We start from the raw sequence: 21,870 nt of genomic DNA on the forward strand, positions 1-21,870 counted from the left end.
AAGCGTATTAGTATAATAGAAGTTTTGTAACAAAAGATAAATGAAGGGAGAATGAAAGATATGAAAGAGCAAGTATTACAAGTAACAAAAGGTGATTTCTTAGGATCAGCAAGCGGAGCAGTAGTATTAACAGCATTAATCGTATTTCTATCAAGTGTATTAGTATAATAAAAGTTTTAAATTGTACAAAATGAAAGGAGAATGAGGAATATGAACAGTGAACAAGTGTTACAAGTAACAAAAATAGATTTATTAGGATCATTAGGCGGAGCGGTAATATTAACATCATTTATTCTATTCCTTGCAAATATATTAGTATGAAAAATATAAATACAATCATTCAAAAAAAATAAAGACTCTAACGTATTAGTAAGTAGTTAATATGTTGGAGTCTTTTTTGTTTTCCTCTCATATAAACCCTCAAGTATTAATAATATCCCCTTATCTCGCTATTTGCGGACAGTAAGACTCCTACCTCAAAAAAGGAGTTAGGTAGGAGTCGGGCTAATAATCAGTGGAGAATGAACAAAACCCCCACCGATTAAAGTTTCACTTTATTTTAAAGAGAAAAAAGTCGAATTTTATATGTAAGAAAAAAAGAGGAATTTGACAGAAAAGATAGAAAATTTTAAAGGTCAGAATTTGTTAGCTTGCTAACTAATTTCTATTAATTGATGTTGGAAGCGTTTTCGGTTGGTTTTAAGTATGGACCATTTAATCTATTTACAGGGGGATGAAGATATTATGAAACAAAAATCTATGGATACGCTAGCTGCACAAATGGAGGACTTTTTTCCGGTACGTGATGTAGATCATTTGGAATTTTACGTAGGGAATGCAAAGCAATCAAGTTATTATCTTGCGAGAGCGTTTGGATTCAAAATTGTAGCTTATTCTGGATTAGAAACAGGAAACCGTGAAAAGGTATCTTATGTTCTTGTGCAAAAAAATATGCGTTTTGTTGTGTCTGGAGCTTTAAGTAGTGATAGTCGTATTGCAGAGTTTGTAAAGACTCATGGTGATGGAGTGAAAGATGTGGCTTTACTTGTTGATGATGTTGATAAAGCATACTCTGAAGCTGTAAAACGTGGCGCTGTTGCGATTGCTCCTCCTGAAGAGTTAACAGATGAGGACGGTACATTGAAAAAAGCGGTTATTGGCACGTATGGTGATACAATTCACACGCTTGTAGAGCGTAAAAATTATAAAGGAACATTTATGCCAGGATTCCAAAAGGTTGAGTTTAATATTCCATTTGAAGAGTCTGGTTTAATTGCTGTAGACCATGTAGTTGGTAACGTTGAGAAAATGGAAGAGTGGGTTAGTTATTACGAGAATGTTATGGGCTTTAAACAAATGATCCATTTCGACGATGATGATATTAGTACAGAGTATTCGGCATTAATGTCAAAAGTTATGACGAATGGAAGCCGTATTAAGTTTCCGATTAATGAACCAGCGGATGGAAAAAGAAAATCACAAATTCAAGAATATCTAGAGTTCTATAACGGAGCAGGTGTACAGCATCTCGCTTTATTAACAAGTGATATTGTAAAAACAATTGAAGTACTTCGTGCAAATGGCGTGGAGTTTTTAGATACGCCAGATACGTATTACGATGAGTTAACAGCACGAGTGGGGAAAATTGATGAAGAAATTGATAGATTAAAAGAATTGAAGATTCTAGTAGACCGTGACGAAGAAGGTTATTTATTACAAATCTTTACGAAACCAATTGTAGATCGTCCAACTCTATTTATTGAAATCATCCAACGTAAAGGTTCTCGTGGATTTGGCGAAGGGAACTTTAAAGCGTTATTCGAATCAATTGAAAGAGAACAAGAGCGTCGCGGAAATTTATAAAATTTGTATCCACCAGCAAGAGTTCCTTTGTTGGTGGAAATTTCATTTTCATAGGGAGGAATCACGATGAAATTTGTTACATTTCGTCTCCCATCGAAAGAAATGCGAGCTGGATGGCTTGAAGGTGACAAAGTAATCGATATGAATCTTGCGAGTGATGGACAATTACCTTCTTCTATGTTCGCCTTTTTAGAGAAAGCAGATGAGTATGTAGAAGTATTGCGTAATATTAAGAATCCTGAAAAGGGTATATATTCCTTAGAGGAAGTTCAATTAGCAGCGGCAATTCCTAATCCGAGTAGCATTCGAGATTTTTATGCATTTGAGCAGCATGTAAAAACAGCTCGCGGACGAAGAGGGCTAGATGTTGTACCTGAATGGTATGATATCCCGGTTTTTTATTTTACGAACCACCGTGCTGTTATTGGACCAGATGATTTTGTTATTGGTCCGAAGAAGTCTAAAAAGCTTGATTATGAGTTAGAGATTGCTTGCGTAATTGGGAAAGAAGGACGAAACATTTCTCGTGAACGAGCAGAGGAATATATTTTTGGTTACTGCATTATGAACGACTGGAGTGCAAGGGACTTACAAGCAACAGAAATGAAAGTGGGACTCGGTCCAGCGAAAGGAAAAGATTTTGCAACTTCATTAGGAGCGTATCTCGTTACGAAAGAGGAATTAGACGTTTATCGTAACGGTGATCGTTATGATTTAGAGATGACTGCTCATGTAAATGGAAAGATATTATCAAAGGGAAACTTCCAAGATATTTACTATACATTTGCTGAAATGATTGAACGTGCTTCGGAAGATGTTACGTTATATCCAGGGGATGTTATCGGGTCTGGTACAGTGGGAACGGGCTGTATTTTGGAGCTTGGTACGGAAGAGTGGCTGCAAGATGGAGATGTTGTAGAGCTGTCGATTACGGGTTTAGGTACGTTACGTAATACGGTCAAAAAAGAAATGGAAGCAGGTGATGGGCATGTTTTATCGTCACATGGGGGAGCTACCTCATAAACGACATGTACAATTTCGTAAAAAAGATGGATCGCTTTATCGTGAGCAGGTAATGGGGACAAAAGGTTTCTCTGGTACCCAGTCTATTTTGTATCATCATTATATGCCAACAGAAGTAGGGCATGCGGCATTATCGCATTCTTGTCAGTTACAGTATGAAGAGGATGTTACTCTTGCTCATCGCCACTTCCGTACGAAAGAAAATAAAAAAACTGGTGATGCAGTAAGCGGAAGAAACTTTATGCTTGGGAATGAGGATTTATTAATTGGAGTAGTGAGTCCAACAGAAAAAATGGATTATTTTTACCGTAATGGTGATGGCGATGAAATGTTATTTGTTCATTATGGAACAGGAAAAATTGAAACGATGTTTGGAACGATTCACTATAGAAAAGGTGATTATGTAACAATTCCAATTGGAACGATTTATCGTGTTATTCCAGATGAGGGAGAGACTAAGTTTCTTGTTGTAGAGGCAAATAGCCAAATTACAACACCAAGTCGCTATCGCAATGAATATGGGCAATTGTTAGAACATAGTCCGTTTTGTGAAAGAGATATGCGTGGACCGGAGAAATTGGAGACATATGATGAAAAAGGTGAGTTTGTTGTAATGACAAAGTCGAGAGGTTATATGCACAAGCATGTGTTAGGGCACCATCCGTTAGATGTTGTTGGATGGGATGGGTATTTATATCCGTGGGTCTTTAATGTGGAGGATTTTGAACCAATTACAGGTCGTATTCATCAGCCACCACCAGTACATCAAACATTCGAAGGGCATAATTTCGTCATTTGCTCTTTCGTACCGCGTTTATACGATTATCATCCAGAATCTATTCCGGCACCATATTATCATAGTAATGTGAATAGTGATGAGGTACTGTACTATGTAGAAGGTAATTTTATGAGCCGAAAAGGTGTAGAAGAAGGTTCAATTACGCTTCATCCAAGCGGGATCCCGCATGGGCCACATCCAGGGAAAACAGAAGCGAGTATAGGGAAGAAAGAGACACTTGAACTGGCTGTTATGATAGATACATTCCGTCCGCTTCGTATTGTAAAACAAGCACATGAGACGGAAGATGAAAAATATATGTATAGCTGGATTGAAGAGGGTTCATATACTGCGAAATAAGTAAAAAGAGGCATGCTCACTACGGGAGCATGCCTCTTTTATGGAATCGACATGTATAATAATACTAAAAAAAGTTATGAAAATATATATAGATATGATTGTCTGAATCTTTTTATCAAAAGGATGATAAGAGTATAGTATGTATCTCGATAGTTTTCTGTTTATTTCGACAAAAGTATTGACTAAAAAACATGCCGTGGGTAAAATGAAAAAAGTAAATTAAATTTTCAGAAAACTAAAATCATGGAGGAGCACAGTATGAAGCAAATTTTTCAAAAGAAGCCAATTTCAACGTTACTGCAAGAAAGTAAACAAAAGACATTATCGAGAACGTTAGGGGCACTTGATTTAACAATGCTTGGAATCGGAGCAATTGTTGGAACTGGTATTTTTGTTCTTACTGGCGTTGTAGCAGCGAAACATTCTGGACCAGCTATTATATTATCATTTGCTATAGCTGCATTAGCTTGTGCCTTTGCTGCATTTTGTTACGCTGAATTTGCTTCTTCAGTTCCTGTCTCAGGGAGTGTTTACACGTACACGTATGCGACGATGGGAGAAGTATTTGCCTTCTTAATTGGATGGGATTTAATGCTCGAGTATTTATTAGCCACATCTGCTGTAGCCAATGGATGGTCAGCGTATTTTCAATCGTTATTAAAGGGATTTGGGATTCATATTCCGACCATTCTCTCCTCGGCCCCTGGTACTGGAAAGGGTGGAATAATTGATTTACCTGCAGTTCTAATTATTCTAGTTATGACGGTTCTTTTATCTAGAGGTGTTCGTGAAAGTGCACGTGTAAATAATATAATGGTATTTATTAAACTAGCAGTTGTTCTCATTTTTATCTTCGCCGGATTTAATTATGTAAAACCTGAAAATTGGACACCTTTTATGCCATTTGGGTTAGATGGTGTAATGGCTGGAGCAGCTACAGTTTTCTTCGCATTCATTGGATTTGATGCTGTATCAACAGCCGCAGAAGAAGTGAAGCGCCCACAACGCGATTTGCCGATTGGAATTATTGCATCGTTACTAGTTTGTACGGTTCTTTACATTGTTGTTTCACTTATTTTGACAGGGATTGTTCCATACGGTCAGTTGAATATATCAGATCCAGTTGCTTTCGCACTTCAATTTATTGGACAAGATAGTTTGGCGGGAGTGATATCAGTAGGAGCAATTACAGGAATTACAACTGTAATGCTAGTTATGATGTATGGGCAAGTTCGTGTTTCATATGCAATGAGCAGAGATGGATTGTTACCGAAGCGTCTTGCTAAAGTTCATCCGAAATTTAAAACACCATTTTTAAATACATGGACAACAGGTATTATTGCAGCACTTATTTCAGGATTAATAGATTTAAATGTTTTAGCACATCTTGTAAATATGGGAACTTTGTCAGCATTTGCACTTGTAGCTGTTGCTGTCATTGTGATGAGACGAACTCATCCTGATTTACCAAGGGCGTTTAAGGCGCCGCTCGTACCATTTTTACCAGCATTAACAGTTATCTTTTGCTTATATTTGATGCTTCAATTATCAGCGACAGCTTGGATTAGTTTTGGTGTTTGGATGGTTATCGGTATAGTAGTTTATTTCGCCTATAGTAGAAAGCGTAGTGTTTTAAATAATAGTAAAAAAGAAGAAGATGTAGCAAATTTATAAATGGAAAAATCCATTCTAATTCTGTTAGGATGGATTTTTATTTTGAAAATTTACATTTTTCTGAATGTATTATAAGATAATTGTTGGCGAACTAAAGGGGTGAAAATGTGAAAAATACATGGCGTGAGTTAAGAGAGATGGATCGTAACGTATGGATTCGATTTATCGGTGAGACTTTGAACGGAATTGCGATGATGATGTTAATGCCTTTTTTTGCACTATATTTAAAAGATAAGGTAGATTCTTTATTACAAGTTGGGATTATTATGGCGCTTTCTCCAATTGCTGCAAGCTTTGGCTCGCTTATAGGCGGAAGAATAGCTGATATATATGGAAGAAAGCCAATTATGATATTTTCAATGGCGAGTAATGCGTTATTAATGCTCGGTTTTTTATTTATCGAAGGATTTATTCCATACGCTATTTTATCTATTTTTTTAGGGTTAAGTAATTCTTTATTTCATCCAGCAGCATCAGCGATGGTTGCAGATGTGACGGCGCCAGAAAAAAGAACAGAAGCATATGGTTTATTGCGAATGGGACACAATATTGGTGCTGCAATTGGACCGATAATGGGAGCATCAGTAGTTGTTTTATCAAAGAACCTCGTGTTTATTATTGCTTCATCCGCTATGTTGTTTTATGCGCTACTAGTGTTAGTACTTATTAAAGAAACAATGCCAAAAATTACGGATATGACGGAAAAAAATAAAGAGAAGGAATCCGGAGCAGTTTGGAAAATTTTAATGAGAGATAAGGCGTTAATGATTTATTTGTTAGCGGGGATCATTATTTCTATGGGGTTTTCTCAAACAGAAGGCATGTTACCGCTTCACTTTGATAACGAAATGAAGGATATTTTTGGAGTCAACAATCCATACCCATATTTAATGGCATTAAATGGTCTATTAGTTGTTTTATTTCAATTTCAAATTTCAAAATGGGCGACAGATAAACCTGTTGGAAAGACGATGTTATACGGTGCGTGTTTGTTCGGAATTGGTTTGTTTTTTATAGGATGGTTACCGAAGTGGTTTGGAGAATATGATACAAATGCTACAATTATTTTAATGACGTTAATGTTTGTTTATGCCATATATACGTTAGGTGAGATGATTATGTCGCCTGTACAGATGACGTTTGTAGCGAATTTGGCCCCTGAGCATTTGAGAGGAACCTATATGGGGGCGGCGAGTTTGCAGTGGATTACAGGAAGTGCATTCGGTCCACTTCTTGGTGGTTTTTTATTGGATCGTTTGCTTGGTCACTACTTATTTACAATTTTAAGTATAGGGTGTGTAGTTGCAGGCTTTGTATATGTTTCTTTAGATCGTCTTGTTGAGCAGAGGCAAAAAGATACGCCTACAAAACAGTCTTCTTAATAAAATGAAACTTTAATCAATGTTTTTTCACCCTCCACAAATGGTAGGGTAATATAGATGACATACACACAAAGTGGATTTCTACATATTTTAGGTGCATAACTAGATTAGATAGCAATTTTGCTTTAAAGTTTAATTTTGTTTAGGTGTGTAGAAATTAAAGAGAAAAAGTGTAGAAAACCAATAAGTGGTGTCTTTTAATTATTTGTGGAAGTTACATTTTATTTCAAATAGGAACTACCTATTTTTATAAAAAGTGCTAAAATAGAAAAATGAAAACAATTGGTTAGGGTGATTTCAGTGACAAAAATTAAATTAGGTTTATTATACGGTGGAAAATCAGCTGAGCATCAAGTTTCGTTACAAACGGCTCTTGCTGCTATTAAAGCATTAAATCAAGATAAATTCGAGATTCATCCAATTTATATTACAGAACAAGGCCAATGGATGCGTGGAGAGCGTATTGAAGGCGAAGTAACAAATGTTGAGGCATTACAAATGAGTGGGGAAGAGAATACAATTTCTCCTGTATCATTAAGTACAGAAATTATCCCAACGGCAACTTCTAAACAAGAAGATGCAATTGATGTTATTTTCCCATTATTACATGGACCGAATGGCGAAGATGGAACAGTACAAGGGTTATTAGAATTACTAAACATTCCATATGTAGGTAACGGTGTATTAGCATCATCTGCTGGTATGGATAAAGTTGTTATGAAAAATATCTTTGCAGAAGCTGGATTGAAACAAGCGAAATATGCATCTTTCATTCGTAGCGCATGGGAAAAAGATCGTGAAACAGCGTATGAAAAAGTAGAAGAAGTATTAGGATATCCTTGCTTCGTAAAACCAGCAAACCTTGGTTCAAGTGTTGGTATTAATAAGTGTAACGATCGTGAAGAGCTTGAGAATGCATTCGAAGAGGCATTCCAATTTGACCGTAAAATTATTGTAGAAGAAAATATTGTAGGTCGTGAAGTAGAAGTTGGTGTATTAGGTAATGATGAGCCGAAATGTTCAGTTGTAGGTGAAATTGTACCGAAAAAAGATTTTTATGATTACAAATCGAAATACATCGATGGTGATACAGCGTTAATTATTCCAGCTGAAATGACAGAAGAAGAGTCTAATGTAATTAAGCGAGATGCAATTATCGCATTCCAATCATTAGATGGTTCGGGCTTAACACGAGCTGATTTCTTCTTAACGAAAGATGGAGAAGTATATATTAACGAAGTAAACACAATGCCAGGATTCACGCCGTTTAGTATGTTCCCTCTATTATGGCAACATACAGGGTTACCGTATCCGGAATTAATTGAAGAGCTAATTCGCTTAGCGATTGAGCGTCACGAAGAAAAACAAAAAATTAAATATACAATCTAACAAAAAAGGAGGAAGCACTATTCGAAGGAATAGTGCTTCCTCTATGTAAGGAGTGTTTTCATGATAAATCGAACGTTAAAACAAGTAGAGCAGATGATAAATGGTACTGGATTAGCAGAGCAGTATGAGGGAATTACTATACAAGGAGTGTCTATTGATACGAGGAAAATTGAAAATGGAAATTTATATGTTCCAATTCAAGGTGAACGTTTCGATGGACATGCTTTTGTAGACAAAGCTGTTGAAAATGGGGCGATTGCTACATTATGGATGAAAGATGTAGAAAACCCACCTGAAAATCTTCCGGTTATTTTTGTAGAAGATACACTAGCAGCATTGCAAATGTTAGCGAAAAACTATCGTGATCAATTAGATGTAAAAGTTATTGGTGTAACGGGTAGTAATGGTAAAACATCTACGAAAGATATTGTAACAAGTATTCTTGCGACTAAATTTAAAGTTCAAAAAACAGAAGGTAATTTCAACAACCACATCGGTTTACCTCTTACTATTTTAAATTTAGAGGAAAATACAGAAGTAGCTGTATTAGAAATGGGCATGTCAAGCCGAGGAGAAATTGAATTTCTATCTAAGTTAGCTCGTCCTAATGCAGCTATTATTACGAACATTGGTGAGGCGCACTTAATGGATTTAGGCTCTCGTGAGGCGATTGCTGAAGCGAAGTTAGAAATTGTTACAGGTTTACAAAAGGGTGGCGTGTTCGTATATAATGGAGATGAGCCGCTATTAACGAATCGTGTTCCAGAAATGAATTTAGCAGCTGAAACAGTTACATTTGGTGATGCGAGAGCAAATGATTACTATCCAACTACTGTAACATTGCAGGCTACTGGGACACACTTTAAGATGAACAGGGATGAAACTTTGTCATTCTATTTGCCAGTACTAGGAAAGCATAATGTATATAATACGCTTGCTTCAATGGCAATTGCAAAACATTTTGGTGTAACGTGGGAAGAAATGAAACAAGGTTTAGTAACACTTCAAATGACAGGTATGCGTATGGAAATTGTAAAAACAGATAGTGGTTTAACAATTATCAATGATGCTTATAATGCTAGTCCAACAGCTATGGAAGCTGCGTTCCACCTAATGAATGGTTTAGATGGATTTGCTAAAAAAATTGTTGTGCTTGGTGATATGTTAGAACTTGGAAATCAAGAAGTGCCATTTCATTATGAAGTAGGTAAATTAATTGATCCAGCAAAAATTTCATATGTATTCACATATGGTAAATTAGGGGCTCAAATTGCTGAAGGTGCAAAAATTAATTTCCCTAAAGACCGTGTAAAAGCGTATGATAGTAAAGAAGAGTTAATAAAAGAGTTGCAAGCAGTAGTCGGTACGAAAGATGTTGTATTAGTAAAAGCATCTCGCGGCATGAAATTAGAAGAAGTAATTACGATGTTGAAATAATTGGTGTATATAAATAGGGATGATAGCCACGAAAATAGTGGAAACTTATAATAAGCGCTTACAGTAAACGATAAAAAAATAAAAGTAAAGAAAAAAGCTCTGAATATGAAATAAGGTAACAGTTGGGGTTTGCTTTTTACACCTACAAAACTTATAATTGATAAAGTGTAATAACGTTTAGAAGTATTTTCGTGAAGAATATACGCCCGGTTATATACGTAAGTATTCAGGAAAATGGCTTTTCCGCAAGTTCGGAAAACGCCTTTTTTTAAATGATAAGTATAGGATAGAAAAGGAGAAGTAACATTGACAACATTTCGAGAACTAGGATTAAGTGAGTCTTTACTACAATCTGTTGAAAGTATGGGCTTTGAAGAGGCTACGCCGATTCAAGCTGAAACAATTCCACATGCATTGCAAGGTAAGGATATTATTGGGCAAGCGCAAACAGGTACAGGGAAAACAGCAGCATTCGGATTACCACTATTAGATAAAGTGGATACAAATAAAGAAGCAGTTCAAGGTATTGTTATCGCGCCAACGCGTGAATTAGCAATTCAAGTTGGAGAAGAGCTATACAAAATTGGTAAACATAAACGTGTTCGTATTCTACCAATTTATGGTGGTCAAGATATTAACCGCCAAATTCGTGCTCTAAAAAAACACCCACACATTATTGTAGGTACGCCGGGTCGTATTTTAGATCATATCAACCGTAAAACACTTCGCTTACAAAACGTAGAGACTGTTGTTCTTGACGAAGCGGATGAAATGTTAAACATGGGCTTCATTGAAGATATTGAAGCGATTTTAACAGATGTGCCAGAAACACATCAAACATTATTATTCTCAGCGACAATGCCAGATCCAATCCGTCGTATTGCTGAGCGTTTCATGACTGAGCCTCAACACATTAAAGTAAAAGCAAAAGAAGTAACAATGCCAAACATTCAGCAGTTCTATTTAGAAGTGCAAGAAAAGAAAAAGTTTGACGTGTTAACACGCTTACTAGATATTCAATCTCCAGAGCTTGCAATCATATTCGGTCGTACAAAGCGTCGTGTTGATGAATTATCAGAAGCATTGAACTTACGTGGTTATGCAGCAGAAGGTATTCACGGTGACTTAACACAAGCGAAGCGTATGTCTGTATTACGTAAATTTAAAGAAGGTACTATTGAAGTTCTTGTTGCAACAGACGTTGCTGCACGTGGTCTTGATATTTCAGGCGTAACACATGTATACAACTTCGATATCCCACAAGATCCAGAATCATACGTTCACCGTATCGGTCGTACTGGCCGTGCTGGTAAAAAAGGTATTGCAATGTTATTTGTAACACCACGTGAATCAGGACAATTAAAAAATATCGAGCGTACAACAAAACGTAAGGTTGATCGTATGGACGCACCGACACTTGACGAGGCGTTAGAAGGTCAACAACGTTTAATCGCTGAAAAACTTCAAAGCACAATTGAAAATGATAACTTATCCTACTACAAGCGTATTGCAGAAGAAATGTTAGAAGAGAATGATTCTGTAACAGTAGTAGCTGCTGCTTTAAAAATGATGACAAAAGAGCCGGATACAACTCCGATCGCTTTAACATCAGAACCACCAGTTGTTTCAAGAGGTGGCGGTGGCGGTTCTAAAAAACGCGGTGGTAACGGAAGTGGATACCGTGATGGTAACCGTAATCGTAGTCGTGATGGACGCGGCGGTGGCGATGGTCGTAACCGTGATCGCAATCGTGATGGACGTGGAAGCGGAAGTGGCGATGGTCGTAACCGTGATCGTAATCGTGATGGCGGTAGCCGTGATGCTGGTAGCCGTGATGGTAACCGTGGTCGTAAAGGTGAAGGTCGCCCTGGATCTTCAAATGGACGCGGCGAAAGAAAACATCATAGCCGTCCACAAGCTTAATAAAAAAGAGAATGCCCTTTGCTGGCATTCTCTTTTTTTATTTCTGTAATTGTGCATACTACACATAGTAACTCGTATAGAAATGAGGTGCTATATGCTTGTAAGACTTGGGTATGTTGCGATGAGTGTACATTTGAAGAATGCTTCTCCATCTCAAACGATGACATATGCACAGTTTCAGCGGATTGATGATCGAGAGGCTGCGATTCGTAAACTTGAAAGAATCGCTAATTCGAATTTGGAAAATTGCTTACGGTTATTAAAACATAATAAAGGGCATGATATATCTTTCTTTCGACTTAGTTCCAAGCTTATTCCTTTAGCGAATCATGAGGAGTTGTTAGATTGGAACTATATTCGTCCTTTAAAAGAAAATCTGAAAGAATTAGGTGAATATGCAATTCGTATGAATATGCGAATTGACTTCCATCCAGATCACTTTGTTGTACTAAATTCACCTGAGGAGAGTATTTTCAAACAATCTGTAAAGACATTGCAGATGCACAAAAAATTGTTAAAGGGTATGGGAATTGAACATAAGCAACGATGTGTATTACATGTGGGAGGAGGTTATAAAGATAAGGAGCTTGCATTAGAACGCTTTATAGAAAATTGGTCAACTGTTCCAAGAGGTATTCAAGAGATGATTATATTAGAAAATGATGACACGACCTTTTCTTTAGAAGAAACATTGTATTTAGGTGAGAAATTAGACATTCCAGTGGTGTTTGATTTGCACCACCATATGATGAATAATGACCAGGAAGATTGGCATGAAGATTGGGCGCGTGTTGTACATACGTGGGAATCGTCTTTGTTACCAGTTAAAATGCACATCTCCAGTCCTAGAGATGGAAAGAACCCGAGAGCACATGCAGATTTTATTGATGTAGATACTTTCTTATCTTTTTTGAAAAAGATAAAGGGGAGTGTTCCGCGAATTGATTGTATGATTGAGGCGAAGAAAAAGGACGAGTCTTTATTTCAACTAATGAGAGAGTTAAGTAAACAAACAGATGTGGAAATTATCGATGGTGCGAGCTTCTATATTAAATAAGCTCTGCGCCATCGTTTTTTTTGGTCCCGCTATTTGCCGGGCAGTAAGACTCCTGCCTCAAAATTCGGCGAATGCGAGGGAGTTAGGTGGGAGCCGGGCTGCCCGTAAAAGCCCGATTGGTGCGGGCTAATAATCAGTGGGGGATGGAAAATATCCCCACTGATTAAAGTTTCACTTTATTAAAAAAGGGGTGCACATGCCGCCGATTATTAAGCCGGTTAAATGGCTTATAGGATTGGCAGAGGGATTAAAGAAAGTAAATAGTAGTAATATAAGTATCATTATTGAAAAAATAGCGATGTCTCTTGGTTTTGAAGAACGATATCGACTATACAATAAAAATAATTGGGCGCCTAGTAATCCGAAAATACCACCAGATGCTCCGGCGTGAATATATTCAAGAGGCATAATAATATAAGAAGAAATATTCCCGAGAATGCCAGAAAGGAAAAAAATAATGATGAAAGAAAAGTGTCCTAGTTGTTTTTCGATAGAAGAACCAAATACAAATAAACAAATACTATTAGAAAGGAAATGTTGTAAGTCTACGTGTACAAGTAAGGAAGTTATGACACGCCACCATTCTCCTTTAGCGATATATTCATTGTAGGCTGCCAGGTGAAAGAGGGAAAAGTCGCTCAATATAATCATGACTAATTGTATAAGAAGTAAAGAAATGATAATCGGTTGTAAGGAAATGCGAGTGGATGGTATTAGCATGTTGTTAGTATCACTCCTTTTGCATCAGAAAGATTCTCTGTTATTCTTACAATATGAATGAAGAAAGCTAAATAGAAGAAGGGGATTTTGAAATGATTATAGGGATTGGAATCGATATTATTGAGTTAAATCGAATTGAAAAAATGCTAGATGGAAAGCTTAAATTTATGGAACGTATTTTAACTGAAAGAGAACGTGGTGTTGCCGAGGGGCTGAAAGGAAGTCGTCTTACAGAATTTGTAGCTGGAAGATTTGCAGCAAAAGAGGCGTATTCTAAAGCGGTAGGGACCGGTATCGGGAAAGAAGTGAGTTTTTTAGATATTGAAGTAAGGAATGATGATAGAGGTAAGCCGATTATCATTACAAATACAGAGCATATTGTTCATTTATCAATTAGTCATAGTAAAGAATTTGCCGTTGCTCAAGTTGTTTTGGAAAGCTCGTCACGCTAGTCTGCATATTTTATATCTTTGTCTCATATATTTGAGGTAGCGATAAGGAAGGCATATCTTCCATTCATTTATAGGGGCAAAGGGGCTGAAGTGATGAAAAGGCGTCTGTTTTTAGTTCTTGTCGGTTTATTGACCGTTTTTGTGTTGGCGGGTTGTATGGAAAAGAAACAAGAAGATGTTGTGAGAGATTTAGAAACGAAAGTTAAAAGTATGAAGAGTTATCAAGCTGAAGCGAAATTATCTATTAAAACAGGAAATGAACCTCAAGAGTACAATGTAGAAATTTGGCATAAAGAACCTTCGTATTATCGTGTGAATTTGCAGAATGCGAAAAAGGATCAGAGTCAAATTATTTTAAGGAATGATGAAGGTGTATTTGTATTAACACCGGCACTTAATAAGAGTTTCCGTTTTCAAAGTGATTGGCCGCAAAATAGTAGCCAGGCTTATTTATATGAATCACTTGTAAGAGATATTTTGCAAGATAAGAAAAATCTCTCTTTCGAGAAAACAGATAAGTATTATGTGTTTAAAACAAAAACAAATTATCAACATCAAAATATGTTGCCGAAACAAGAGATTAAGCTGAATAAAAGTGATCTAACGCCAGTTTCTGTGAAACTGATGGATAATGATCAAAATGTCCTTGTAAAAGTAGATTTCACTAAATTAAAATTTGATGCAAAGTTTGATAAAGGTGCATTTGATACGAAACAAAATATGTCTAGAGCACAAGTGGATGTTCAGACGGCAGCGAAAGAAGACAAACCGTTTGCTATTTTGTATCCACGTGATACACCGCAAGGTATGACTTTGAAAGAGGAAGAAGAGTTGAAGACAGACAGTGGCAAGCGTGCAATACTCACATACACTGGAAGTAAGAAATCCTTTACTTTAATACAAGAAAAGTCAAAAGTTGCAGAGGCCTCATCGGCGGTAAGTGTAAGTGGAGAGCCGGTTGATCTTGGTTTCACGATTGGTGCATTGACGAAAGACTCTGTAACGTGGTCACATAACGGAGTAGAATATATGCTCGTGTCTAAAGGTTTAGAGCCGAATGAGTTGTTGATGGTTGCTCGTTCGGTTACAGCGAAGCAGGTGAAGTAAACTTCTTAGACGTGGTGATATATGTGCACCACGTCTTTTCTTAGTTTGAAGGCGGATTTCATAAAAGAAGCATATAAAAGAATAAGCTTCGCATATCGTGTATAAGGAAGTGTATTTATGGAAGAAGCGCCGTTTTACCGTGACACTTGGGTGGAAGTGGATTTAGATGCGATCTATAACAATGTTACGCATATTAAAGAGTTCATTCCAAGTGATGTAGAAATTTTTGCTGTAGTTAAAGCGAATGCATATGGGCACGATTATGTACCAGTGGCTAAAACCGCATTAGAAGCAGGGGCAACAAGATTAGCAGTTGCTTTTTTAGATGAAGCTTTAGTGCTTCGGAGGGCTGGTATTACTGCACCGATTTTAGTATTAGGTCCTTCCCCTCCTCGTGATGTAAATGTTGCTGCTGAAAATGATGTAGCATTAACTGTTTTTCAAAAAGAATGGGTAGAAGACGCGATAAAGCTCTGGGATGGTTCATCAATAATGAAATTCCATATTAATTTTGATAGTGGTATGGGGAGAATTGGAATACGCGAACGCAAAGAATTAAAGGGGTTCTTAAAGAGTTTAGAAGGCGCGCCATTTTTAGAGTTAGAAGGAGTATATACACATTTTGCAACATCCGATGAGGTTGAGACTTCTTACTTTGATAAGCAATATAATACGTTCTTGCAGCAGTTAAGTTGGTTGAAAGAATTTGGAGTGAACCCTAAATTTGTCCATACAGCCAATAGTGCTGCAACGTTAAGATTTCAAGGGATTACATTTAATGCAGTGCGAATTGGTATTGCGATGTATGGACTATCCCCATCTGTAGAAATACGTCCTTTTTTACCGTTTAAATTGGAACCGGCGTTGTCACTTCATACGAAAGTTGCTCATATTAAGCAAGTGATTAAAGGGGATGGGATTAGTTATAATGTCACATACCGAACGAGAACCGAAGAATGGATTGCGACAGTTGCGATTGGGTATGCAGATGGCTGGCTTAGAAGATTGCAAGGGTTTAAGGTACTTGTAAACGGTGAAAGAGTACCGATTGTAGGGCGAGTGACAATGGATCAATTCATGATACATCTTCCTTGTGAAGTGCCACTTGGTACGAAAGTTACACTCATTGGGAGACAAGGTGATGAGTATATTAGTGCTACCGAGGTTGCTGAATATTCCGGGACTATTAATTATGAAATTATTGCAACGATAAGCTTCCGTGTACCGAGAATATTTATACGACACGGTAAAGTTGTAGAAGTAATCAATTATTTGAACGATATATAGAAGAAGGTATTATTACTCAGCACCTCGTCATTTGGAGGAGTTTCACTAATAAAGAATAGGCTCTTTTTCGCTGGGGAGCTTCTTTTTATACTTGTTATTAATATAAGTTGCAATGAAATATTACTGAAGGATTGCTTTATTTCTTGTTTGAAAGAGATAAAAAGTAAAAGAAGATGAATGTTTTATTTATGAATTGGAAAACATAAGCAAGGAATAAGGAAGTCTTTGCAACAGGCTCCATACAATGGTATTATTACAATAGGTGTCATATATATATTTGGGTGTGTAGTTGACGGTGGAGGTGTATTTTTGTGTCCGAATCAAGTGTAACTACTGAAATCGTGGTTCGGTTGCCAAAGCAAATGGTAACGGAATTGGACGGAATTGGAAAACAAGAGAATAAGAATCGCCATGAACTAATTTGCCAGGCAACACAACTGTTATTGCGTCAACATAAGACGAAGAAACGCTACCAACATGAATCAATGCGACGTGGGTACATTGAAATGGGAAAAATTAATCTTGGTATTGCATCTGAAGCTTTCTTAGCAGAGTATGAAGCAGCTCATACAGTAGAACGCTTAGTTAGCGGGGGGTAATATTTTGATTGTAAAACGCGGCGACGTGTATTTTGCAGACCTTTCCCCAGTTGTTGGTTCTGAGCAAGGAGGCGTTCGTCCGGTTCTTGTCATTCAAAATGACATCGGAAATCGTTTTAGTCCGACTGTGATTGTAGCGGCTATTACTGCACAGATTCAAAAAGCGAAATTACCCACTCATGTGGAAATTGATGCGAAAAAGTACGGTTTTGAGAGGGATTCTGTTATTTTACTTGAGCAGATTCGAACAATCGATAAGCAACGCTTAACGGACAAAATCACTCATTTGGATGAAGTGATGATGAGTCGTGTAGATGAAGCGTTACAAATTAGTTTAGGACTAATAGATTTTTAAATCGGCAGTTTAAGTTGCTCTCTTTACAGGGCAACTTTTTTTTATTATAGAGGAGGTTACGGTTGGATATGGAAATGGTAGATAATCGACAAGGGTTAATGAAAATGTTAGTGAAAGAATTAGGCTTTACAGAAAAGCAAGTTCGTCATGTTATTCAATTAACAGAAGAAGGTAACACAGTTCCATTTATCGCTCGTTACCGAAAAGAATGGACAGGGTCTCTTGATGAGGTGCAAATTCGTACAATCTTAGAAAGATGGCAATATATGATGCAACTAGAAGATAGGAAAGAAGAGGTTCTTCGTCTTATTGGTGAAAAGGGTAAACTAACCGAAGAGTTGCGTCGTCATATTGTTGCTGCAACAAAACTTCAAGAAGTAGAAGACTTATATCGTCCATATAAAGAAAAAAGAAGAACGAAAGCTACAATTGCTAAAGAAAAGGGATTAGAACCGTTAGCTGAGTGGCTATTATTATATAAAAAAGAAAATCCAGCAGAGAAGGCTATGGAATTTGTTAATGCAGAAAAGGAAGTGGCGTCTGCAGAAGATGCGTTGCAAGGTGCGCAAGATATTATTGCGGAACTTGTTTCGGATAATGCGGCATATCGTAGTTGGATTCGCAATACTACTTTCCGAAAAGGGATTATGTCTTCATCTGTAAAAGATAAAGAAAAAGATGAAAAGAATATATATGAAATGTATTATGGCTATGAAGAACCGTTGCAAAAAGTAGTGCCGCATCGTGTACTAGCTATGAATCGTGGTGAAAAGGAAGACGTATTAAGAATTTCTGTTATCACGCCAATTGAAGAAATTCTTCAGTTTTTACATAAAAAAATGATTCTTGATGAAGCTTCTAAAAGTGCGCATTATGTACAATTAGCGATGGAAGATGGATATAAGCGATTAATTCAACCTTCAATAGAAAGAGAAATTCGTAAAGAATTAATGGAAACGGCCGAAGAACAAGCGATTCATATTTTCTCTGAGAATTTACGTAATTTATTATTACAACCTCCGATGAAAGGGAAAGTTGTGTTAGCGGTAGATCCAGCATATAGAACCGGTTGTAAATTAGCTGTAGTAGATGATACAGGAAAAGTTCTTCACATAGATGTTATTTATCCGCATCCGCCTGCTCGTAAATATGAGGATGCAAAAACGAAAATCATTTCAATTATAGATAAATATGAAGTTGAAATGATAGCGATTGGAAATGGTACAGCTTCGAGGGAAACGGAAGAATTTATAGTAGATGTATTACAAAATGTAGAGCGAGATGTATTTTACATTATTGTAAATGAAGCGGGTGCTAGTGTGTACTCAGCATCTGATGTAGCTCGCGAGGAGTTTCCAAATTTACAGGTTGAAGAAAGAAGTGCTGTTTCAATTGGGAGACGTCTACAAGATCCACTTGCAGAACTTGTGAAAATTGACCCTAAATCTGTCGGGGTGGGACAATATCAACATGATGTATCTCAAAAGAGATTAAATGAATCATTAACATTTGTAGTAGAGACAGCAGTTAACCGAGTTGGTGTTAATGTAAATACAGCTTCAGTTGCATTGTTGCAATATGTTTCGGGATTATCAAAAACAGTTGCGAAAAACATTGTAGCTAAGCGTGAGGAAGATGGGAAATTCACGAAGCGTACTGAATTAAAGAAAATCCCACGTTTAGGTGCAAAAACATATGAACAATGTATCGGGTTTTTACGTATATTAGAAGGAGCGAATCCGTTAGATCGCACAGGGATTCATCCAGAACAATATAAAAATGTTGAATTGCTATTGAAGAGCTTAGGGTTATCAAAGAATGATGTGGGGAAACCAAACTTGCAAAAGAGTTTCGAAGGAGTAGATATTTCTAAATTATCTCAAGAGACGGAGATTGGTGAGCCGACATTAGTTGATATTATGGATGCTTTAATTAGCCCGGAGCGAGATATGAGGGATGAGTTGCCAAAGCCACTTCTGAAAAAAGGGATTTTAAAATTAGAAGATTTAAAGCGTGGTATGGAATTAGAGGGAACGATCCGCAATGTTGTTGATTTCGGTGCCTTTGTTGATATTGGTGTGAAGCAAGATGGTTTAGTACATATTTCTAAACTAAGCAAACAATTTGTAAAGCATCCATTAGATATTGTATCCGTGGGACAAATTGTAAAGGTATGGGTAGATGATATTGATACGAAAAAAGGTCGTGTTGCATTATCAATGTTACCGATTGAATAGTAAGAAAAGAGAGCAGATGAAACTGCTCTTTTTTTATGAACTGGAAAGTTTAATTGATTATGAGCTTTGATGTATTTTACTATAATAAAACCAGCATTCATTTAGTAACTTGATTTGATACCGGTTTTTCTCAAAATATGCACGTTGCATTTGCTTCTTTAGCCACGTGGGCATAGGAATCCCTCCTTGTTTAATCCTGCTCTCAAAAAAAGTAGCTCCTTTTAGTTAAAGTAACTTTGATGAGAGGTTGGTGAGTGGATTTCTAGCAATGCTGCATTTTTAGAAATCACGCTTCTTGAATGAGGATGGGTATATGTACTATTTACTATATGTATAAGAAGGGAGAAAAGTGTGGAAATATTTTTTAGTTTAGGAGGAATGAGAATGGATGAGCAAGAAATTCAGAGGTTAGTGGAAGAGGTATCGTTACAATGCTTTGGAATGTCGTTTTTACATAAAGCGATGTTTAATAGTAGGTTACGTACAACTGGTGGGCGCTATCTATTGAAGAATCATAATATAGAATTGAATTATCGATATTACGAAGTATATGGAAAAGAAGAGTTAGTCGGGATTGTTAAACATGAACTTTGTCATTATCACTTACATATCACAGGAAAAGGGTATAAGCATCGAGATAGAGATTTTCGTGAGTTATTAAAGAAAGTAGGTGCACCACGTTTTTGTAAACGAATGATTAGTGAGGAGGAAACGAGAGTTTCTATGTATGAATGTATGGGGTGTTCTTTTCAATATGTAAGAAGACGTCAAATAAATACACAAAGATATGTATGTGGAAAGTGTAAAGGACAACTAAAACTGGTAGTGAAAACATCTTGACAGTGAAAACGCAATCCAGTATATTATAAACATGTCACGTTTGCGCAAGATGTTGTGAAAAAACTTCTTGACTTACGATGAGAATTTTTATAAGATACAAATTGTCTTCATTATTCCGCAGTAGCTCAGTGGTAGAGCTATCGGCTGTTAACCGATCGGTCGTAGGTTCGAGTCCTACCTGCGGAGCCATACAGAGAAGTACCCAAGTGGCTCAAGGGGCTCCCCTGCTAAGGGAGTAGATCGCTAACGCGGTGCGAGGGTTCGAATCCCTTCTTCTCTGCCATACATATTGGCCCGTTGGTCAAGTGGTTAAGACACCGCCCTTTCACGGCGGTAACACGGGTTCGAATCCCGTACGGGTCACCACTTCGGAGGATTAGCTCAGCTGGGAGAGCACCTGCCTTACAAGCAGGGGGTCGGCGGTTCGATCCCGTCATCCTCCACCATATAAATTATATAAATAATATTATCGCGGGGTGGAGCAGTACGGTAGCTCGTCGGGCTCATAACCCGAAGGTCGCAGGTTCAAATCCTGTCCCCGCAACCAAATGGTCCCGTGGTGTAGTGGTTAACATGCCTGCCTGTCACGCAGGAGATCGCCGGTTCGACCCCGGTCGGGACCGCCATTTTAACTTCTGCTATATAGCAGTTGTTTTTTATTGGACATTATGGTAAAATAACATTTGTCTTTGAAAAGAAGATAACTATTTCGATGGGCTATAGCCAAGCGGTAAGGCAACGGACTTTGACTCCGTCATGCGCTGGTTCGAATCCAGCTAGCCCAGCCATTTACGAGCCATTAGCTCAGTTGGTAGAGCATCTGACTTTTAATCAGAGGGTCGAAGGTTCGAATCCTTCATGGCTCACTTTTGTTTTTTCCGCGCGGTCGTGGCGGAACGGCAGACGCGCTAGGTTGAGGGCCTAGTGGGGGAAACCCCGTGGAGGTTCAAGTCCTCTCGGCCGCATCAAAAAATCTTTTAAAAAGTACTTGCATTTGAAAATGTAGTATGGTAAGATAATTGAGTCGCCAAAATACAACGACGAAAAAACATCATGAATAAGCGCCCGTAGCTCAATTGGATAGAGCGTTTGACTACGGATCAAGAGGTTAGGGGTTCGACTCCTCTCGGGCGCGCCATAACGGGAAGTGGCTCAGCTTGGTAGAGCACCTGGTTTGGGACCAGGGGGTCGCAGGTTCAAATCCTGTCTTCCCGACCACGCGGGTGTAGTTTAGTGGTAAAACAAGAGCCTTCCAAGCTCTGGTCGAGAGTTCGATTCTCTTCACCCGCTTTTAGTTCTTTGAAAACTGAACGAAACAAACAACGTGAACGTCAATTTTTATTTTTAGATGCTAGACAAACTAACTTTATTGGAGAGTTTGATCCTG

20 protein-coding genes and 12 tRNA genes are annotated in these 21,870 nt (G+C 37.6%); 30 read left to right on the forward strand and 2 right to left on the reverse strand.

The window, feature by feature from the left end:
- Positions 1 to 51 precede the first annotated feature (51 nt).
- The 11 genes from ABH960_RS28790 (at position 52) to uvsE (ending at position 12,886) form a co-directional block, all read left to right on the forward strand.
- Positions 52 to 168, forward strand: coding sequence for a DUF3948 family protein (locus tag ABH960_RS28790; RefSeq protein WP_002029425.1), 117 nt, complete (start codon positions 52 to 54; stop codon positions 166 to 168).
- A gap of 42 nt (positions 169 to 210) precedes the next feature.
- Positions 211 to 321, forward strand: coding sequence for a DUF3948 family protein (locus ABH960_RS28795; protein WP_404449854.1), 111 nt, complete (start codon positions 211 to 213; stop codon positions 319 to 321).
- Between the two features lie 423 nt (positions 322 to 744).
- On the forward strand, positions 745 to 1,863 hold the full coding sequence (hppD, locus tag ABH960_RS28800) for a 4-hydroxyphenylpyruvate dioxygenase (protein ID WP_000810917.1): 1,119 nt from the start codon (positions 745 to 747) through the stop codon (positions 1,861 to 1,863).
- A gap of 66 nt (positions 1,864 to 1,929) precedes the next feature.
- On the forward strand, positions 1,930 to 2,886 hold the full coding sequence (locus ABH960_RS28805) for a fumarylacetoacetate hydrolase family protein (RefSeq protein WP_404449856.1): 957 nt from the start codon (positions 1,930 to 1,932) through the stop codon (positions 2,884 to 2,886).
- Positions 2,852 to 4,024 (forward strand): homogentisate 1,2-dioxygenase, encoded by a 1,173-nt coding sequence (locus tag ABH960_RS28810; protein ID WP_113938346.1) that lies wholly within the window; start codon positions 2,852 to 2,854, stop codon positions 4,022 to 4,024. The genes ABH960_RS28805 and ABH960_RS28810 overlap by 35 nt, the downstream gene beginning before the upstream one ends.
- Before the next feature lie 258 nt (positions 4,025 to 4,282).
- Positions 4,283 to 5,698 carry a branched-chain amino acid transporter BcaP gene (bcaP, locus tag ABH960_RS28815; RefSeq protein ID WP_002124809.1) on the forward strand — a complete coding sequence of 472 codons (1,416 nt, stop codon included), beginning with the start codon at positions 4,283 to 4,285 and terminating at the stop codon, positions 5,696 to 5,698.
- Positions 5,699 to 5,805: 107 nt separating this feature from the next.
- On the forward strand, positions 5,806 to 7,080 hold the full coding sequence (locus tag ABH960_RS28820) for an MDR family MFS transporter (RefSeq protein WP_404449859.1): 1,275 nt from the start codon (positions 5,806 to 5,808) through the stop codon (positions 7,078 to 7,080).
- Between the two features lie 300 nt (positions 7,081 to 7,380).
- Positions 7,381 to 8,469, forward strand: coding sequence for a D-alanine--D-alanine ligase (locus ABH960_RS28825; protein WP_002009961.1), 1,089 nt, complete (start codon positions 7,381 to 7,383; stop codon positions 8,467 to 8,469).
- 60 nt (positions 8,470 to 8,529) lie between these two features.
- Positions 8,530 to 9,906, forward strand: a complete 1,377-nt coding sequence (gene murF / locus ABH960_RS28830; RefSeq protein ID WP_404449861.1) for a UDP-N-acetylmuramoyl-tripeptide--D-alanyl-D-alanine ligase — start codon at positions 8,530 to 8,532, stop codon at positions 9,904 to 9,906.
- 306 nt (positions 9,907 to 10,212) lie between these two features.
- Positions 10,213 to 11,829 (forward strand): degradosome RNA helicase CshA, encoded by a 1,617-nt coding sequence (gene cshA / locus ABH960_RS28835; RefSeq protein WP_002063522.1) that lies wholly within the window; start codon positions 10,213 to 10,215, stop codon positions 11,827 to 11,829.
- A 94-nt stretch (positions 11,830 to 11,923) separates the two neighbouring features.
- Entirely contained in the window at positions 11,924 to 12,886 is a 963-nt protein-coding gene (gene uvsE, locus ABH960_RS28840; protein ID WP_002029436.1) for a UV DNA damage repair endonuclease UvsE, read from the forward strand.
- Positions 12,887 to 13,057: 171 nt separating this feature from the next.
- On the opposite strand, the gene ABH960_RS28845 is transcribed toward uvsE, so the two are convergent.
- A complete protein-coding gene (locus tag ABH960_RS28845; protein ID WP_002139859.1) occupies positions 13,058 to 13,606 on the reverse strand; it encodes a rhomboid family intramembrane serine protease in 549 nt (182 codons plus the stop codon).
- 92 nt (positions 13,607 to 13,698) lie between these two features.
- Between ABH960_RS28845 and acpS the strand changes: the two genes are divergently transcribed.
- The 6 genes from acpS to ABH960_RS28875 all read left to right on the forward strand — a co-directional run bounded on the left by acpS (position 13,699) and on the right by ABH960_RS28875 (position 19,643).
- A complete protein-coding gene (acpS, locus tag ABH960_RS28850; RefSeq protein ID WP_002029438.1) occupies positions 13,699 to 14,058 on the forward strand; it encodes a holo-ACP synthase in 360 nt (119 codons plus the stop codon).
- Positions 14,059 to 14,214: 156 nt separating this feature from the next.
- Positions 14,215 to 15,165, forward strand: coding sequence for a LolA family protein (locus ABH960_RS28855; protein ID WP_404449870.1), 951 nt, complete (start codon positions 14,215 to 14,217; stop codon positions 15,163 to 15,165).
- 117 nt (positions 15,166 to 15,282) lie between these two features.
- Positions 15,283 to 16,452 carry an alanine racemase gene (gene alr / locus ABH960_RS28860; RefSeq protein WP_002009971.1) on the forward strand — a complete coding sequence of 390 codons (1,170 nt, stop codon included), beginning with the start codon at positions 15,283 to 15,285 and terminating at the stop codon, positions 16,450 to 16,452.
- A 311-nt stretch (positions 16,453 to 16,763) separates the two neighbouring features.
- Complete coding sequence (locus tag ABH960_RS28865) at positions 16,764 to 17,051, forward strand: antitoxin EndoAI (protein ID WP_000004570.1); 288 nt, start codon at positions 16,764 to 16,766, stop codon at positions 17,049 to 17,051.
- 4 nt (positions 17,052 to 17,055) lie between these two features.
- Complete coding sequence (ndoA, locus tag ABH960_RS28870; protein ID WP_000635965.1) at positions 17,056 to 17,406, forward strand: type II toxin-antitoxin system endoribonuclease NdoA; 351 nt, start codon at positions 17,056 to 17,058, stop codon at positions 17,404 to 17,406.
- Between the two features lie 68 nt (positions 17,407 to 17,474).
- Positions 17,475 to 19,643 carry a Tex family protein gene (locus tag ABH960_RS28875; protein ID WP_404449872.1) on the forward strand — a complete coding sequence of 723 codons (2,169 nt, stop codon included), beginning with the start codon at positions 17,475 to 17,477 and terminating at the stop codon, positions 19,641 to 19,643.
- Positions 19,644 to 19,700: 57 nt separating this feature from the next.
- Here ABH960_RS28875 and cmpA read toward each other — a convergent pair whose 3' ends face one another.
- Positions 19,701 to 19,817 carry a cortex morphogenetic protein CmpA gene (cmpA, locus tag ABH960_RS28880; RefSeq protein ID WP_001143642.1) on the reverse strand — a complete coding sequence of 39 codons (117 nt, stop codon included), beginning with the start codon at positions 19,815 to 19,817 and terminating at the stop codon, positions 19,701 to 19,703.
- Between the two features lie 210 nt (positions 19,818 to 20,027).
- Between cmpA and ABH960_RS28885 the strand changes: the two genes are divergently transcribed.
- The 13 genes from ABH960_RS28885 to ABH960_RS28945 all read left to right on the forward strand — a co-directional run bounded on the left by ABH960_RS28885 (position 20,028) and on the right by ABH960_RS28945 (position 21,773).
- Positions 20,028 to 20,483 carry a SprT family protein gene (locus ABH960_RS28885; protein WP_404449868.1) on the forward strand — a complete coding sequence of 152 codons (456 nt, stop codon included), beginning with the start codon at positions 20,028 to 20,030 and terminating at the stop codon, positions 20,481 to 20,483.
- A gap of 114 nt (positions 20,484 to 20,597) precedes the next feature.
- A tRNA-Asn gene (locus tag ABH960_RS28890) sits at positions 20,598 to 20,672 on the forward strand.
- Positions 20,673 to 20,675: 3 nt separating this feature from the next.
- Positions 20,676 to 20,766: transfer RNA gene (locus tag ABH960_RS28895), tRNA-Ser, on the forward strand.
- A gap of 8 nt (positions 20,767 to 20,774) precedes the next feature.
- Positions 20,775 to 20,849, forward strand: a tRNA-Glu gene (locus ABH960_RS28900).
- 4 nt (positions 20,850 to 20,853) lie between these two features.
- Positions 20,854 to 20,929: transfer RNA gene (locus tag ABH960_RS28905), tRNA-Val, on the forward strand.
- A 24-nt stretch (positions 20,930 to 20,953) separates the two neighbouring features.
- Positions 20,954 to 21,030: transfer RNA gene (locus ABH960_RS28910), tRNA-Met, on the forward strand.
- A gap of 3 nt (positions 21,031 to 21,033) precedes the next feature.
- Positions 21,034 to 21,109 (forward strand) — tRNA-Asp (locus tag ABH960_RS28915).
- An 87-nt stretch (positions 21,110 to 21,196) separates the two neighbouring features.
- Positions 21,197 to 21,271: transfer RNA gene (locus ABH960_RS28920), tRNA-Gln, on the forward strand.
- Between the two features lie 5 nt (positions 21,272 to 21,276).
- A tRNA-Lys gene (locus ABH960_RS28925) sits at positions 21,277 to 21,349 on the forward strand.
- Between the two features lie 16 nt (positions 21,350 to 21,365).
- Positions 21,366 to 21,448, forward strand: a tRNA-Leu gene (locus ABH960_RS28930).
- Between the two features lie 96 nt (positions 21,449 to 21,544).
- Positions 21,545 to 21,621 (forward strand) — tRNA-Arg (locus ABH960_RS28935).
- 3 nt (positions 21,622 to 21,624) lie between these two features.
- Positions 21,625 to 21,701, forward strand: a tRNA-Pro gene (locus ABH960_RS28940).
- 1 nt (position 21,702) lies between these two features.
- Positions 21,703 to 21,773 (forward strand) — tRNA-Gly (locus ABH960_RS28945).
- Positions 21,774 to 21,870: the final 97 nt, after the last annotated feature.

The organism is Bacillus sp. RC252 (assembly GCF_044909215.1).
Classification (GTDB): domain Bacteria; phylum Bacillota; class Bacilli; order Bacillales; family Bacillaceae_G; genus Bacillus_A; species Bacillus_A mycoides.

Excerpts from the sequence above, each read along its gene's own strand:
- ABH960_RS28790 (WP_002029425.1), top strand. The coding sequence starts at position 52 with ATGAAAGATATGAAAGAGCAAGTATTACAAGTAACAAAAGGTGATTTC.
- ABH960_RS28795 (WP_404449854.1), top strand. The coding sequence starts at position 211 with ATGAACAGTGAACAAGTGTTACAAGTAACAAAAATAGATTTATTAGGA.
- hppD (WP_000810917.1), top strand. The coding sequence starts at position 745 with ATGAAACAAAAATCTATGGATACGCTAGCTGCACAAATGGAGGACTTT.
- ABH960_RS28805 (WP_404449856.1), top strand. The coding sequence starts at position 1,930 with ATGAAATTTGTTACATTTCGTCTCCCATCGAAAGAAATGCGAGCTGGA.
- ABH960_RS28810 (WP_113938346.1), top strand. The coding sequence starts at position 2,852 with ATGTTTTATCGTCACATGGGGGAGCTACCTCATAAACGACATGTACAA.
- bcaP (WP_002124809.1), top strand. The coding sequence starts at position 4,283 with ATGAAGCAAATTTTTCAAAAGAAGCCAATTTCAACGTTACTGCAAGAA.
- murF (WP_404449861.1), top strand. The coding sequence starts at position 8,530 with ATGATAAATCGAACGTTAAAACAAGTAGAGCAGATGATAAATGGTACT.
- uvsE (WP_002029436.1), top strand. The coding sequence starts at position 11,924 with ATGCTTGTAAGACTTGGGTATGTTGCGATGAGTGTACATTTGAAGAAT.
- ABH960_RS28845 (WP_002139859.1), bottom strand. The coding sequence starts at position 13,606 with ATGCTAATACCATCCACTCGCATTTCCTTACAACCGATTATCATTTCT.
- acpS (WP_002029438.1), top strand. The coding sequence starts at position 13,699 with ATGATTATAGGGATTGGAATCGATATTATTGAGTTAAATCGAATTGAA.
- ABH960_RS28855 (WP_404449870.1), top strand. The coding sequence starts at position 14,215 with ATGGAAAAGAAACAAGAAGATGTTGTGAGAGATTTAGAAACGAAAGTT.
- alr (WP_002009971.1), top strand. The coding sequence starts at position 15,283 with ATGGAAGAAGCGCCGTTTTACCGTGACACTTGGGTGGAAGTGGATTTA.
- ABH960_RS28875 (WP_404449872.1), top strand. The coding sequence starts at position 17,475 with ATGGAAATGGTAGATAATCGACAAGGGTTAATGAAAATGTTAGTGAAA.
- cmpA (WP_001143642.1), bottom strand. The coding sequence starts at position 19,817 with ATGCCCACGTGGCTAAAGAAGCAAATGCAACGTGCATATTTTGAGAAA.
- ABH960_RS28885 (WP_404449868.1), top strand. The coding sequence starts at position 20,028 with ATGGATGAGCAAGAAATTCAGAGGTTAGTGGAAGAGGTATCGTTACAA.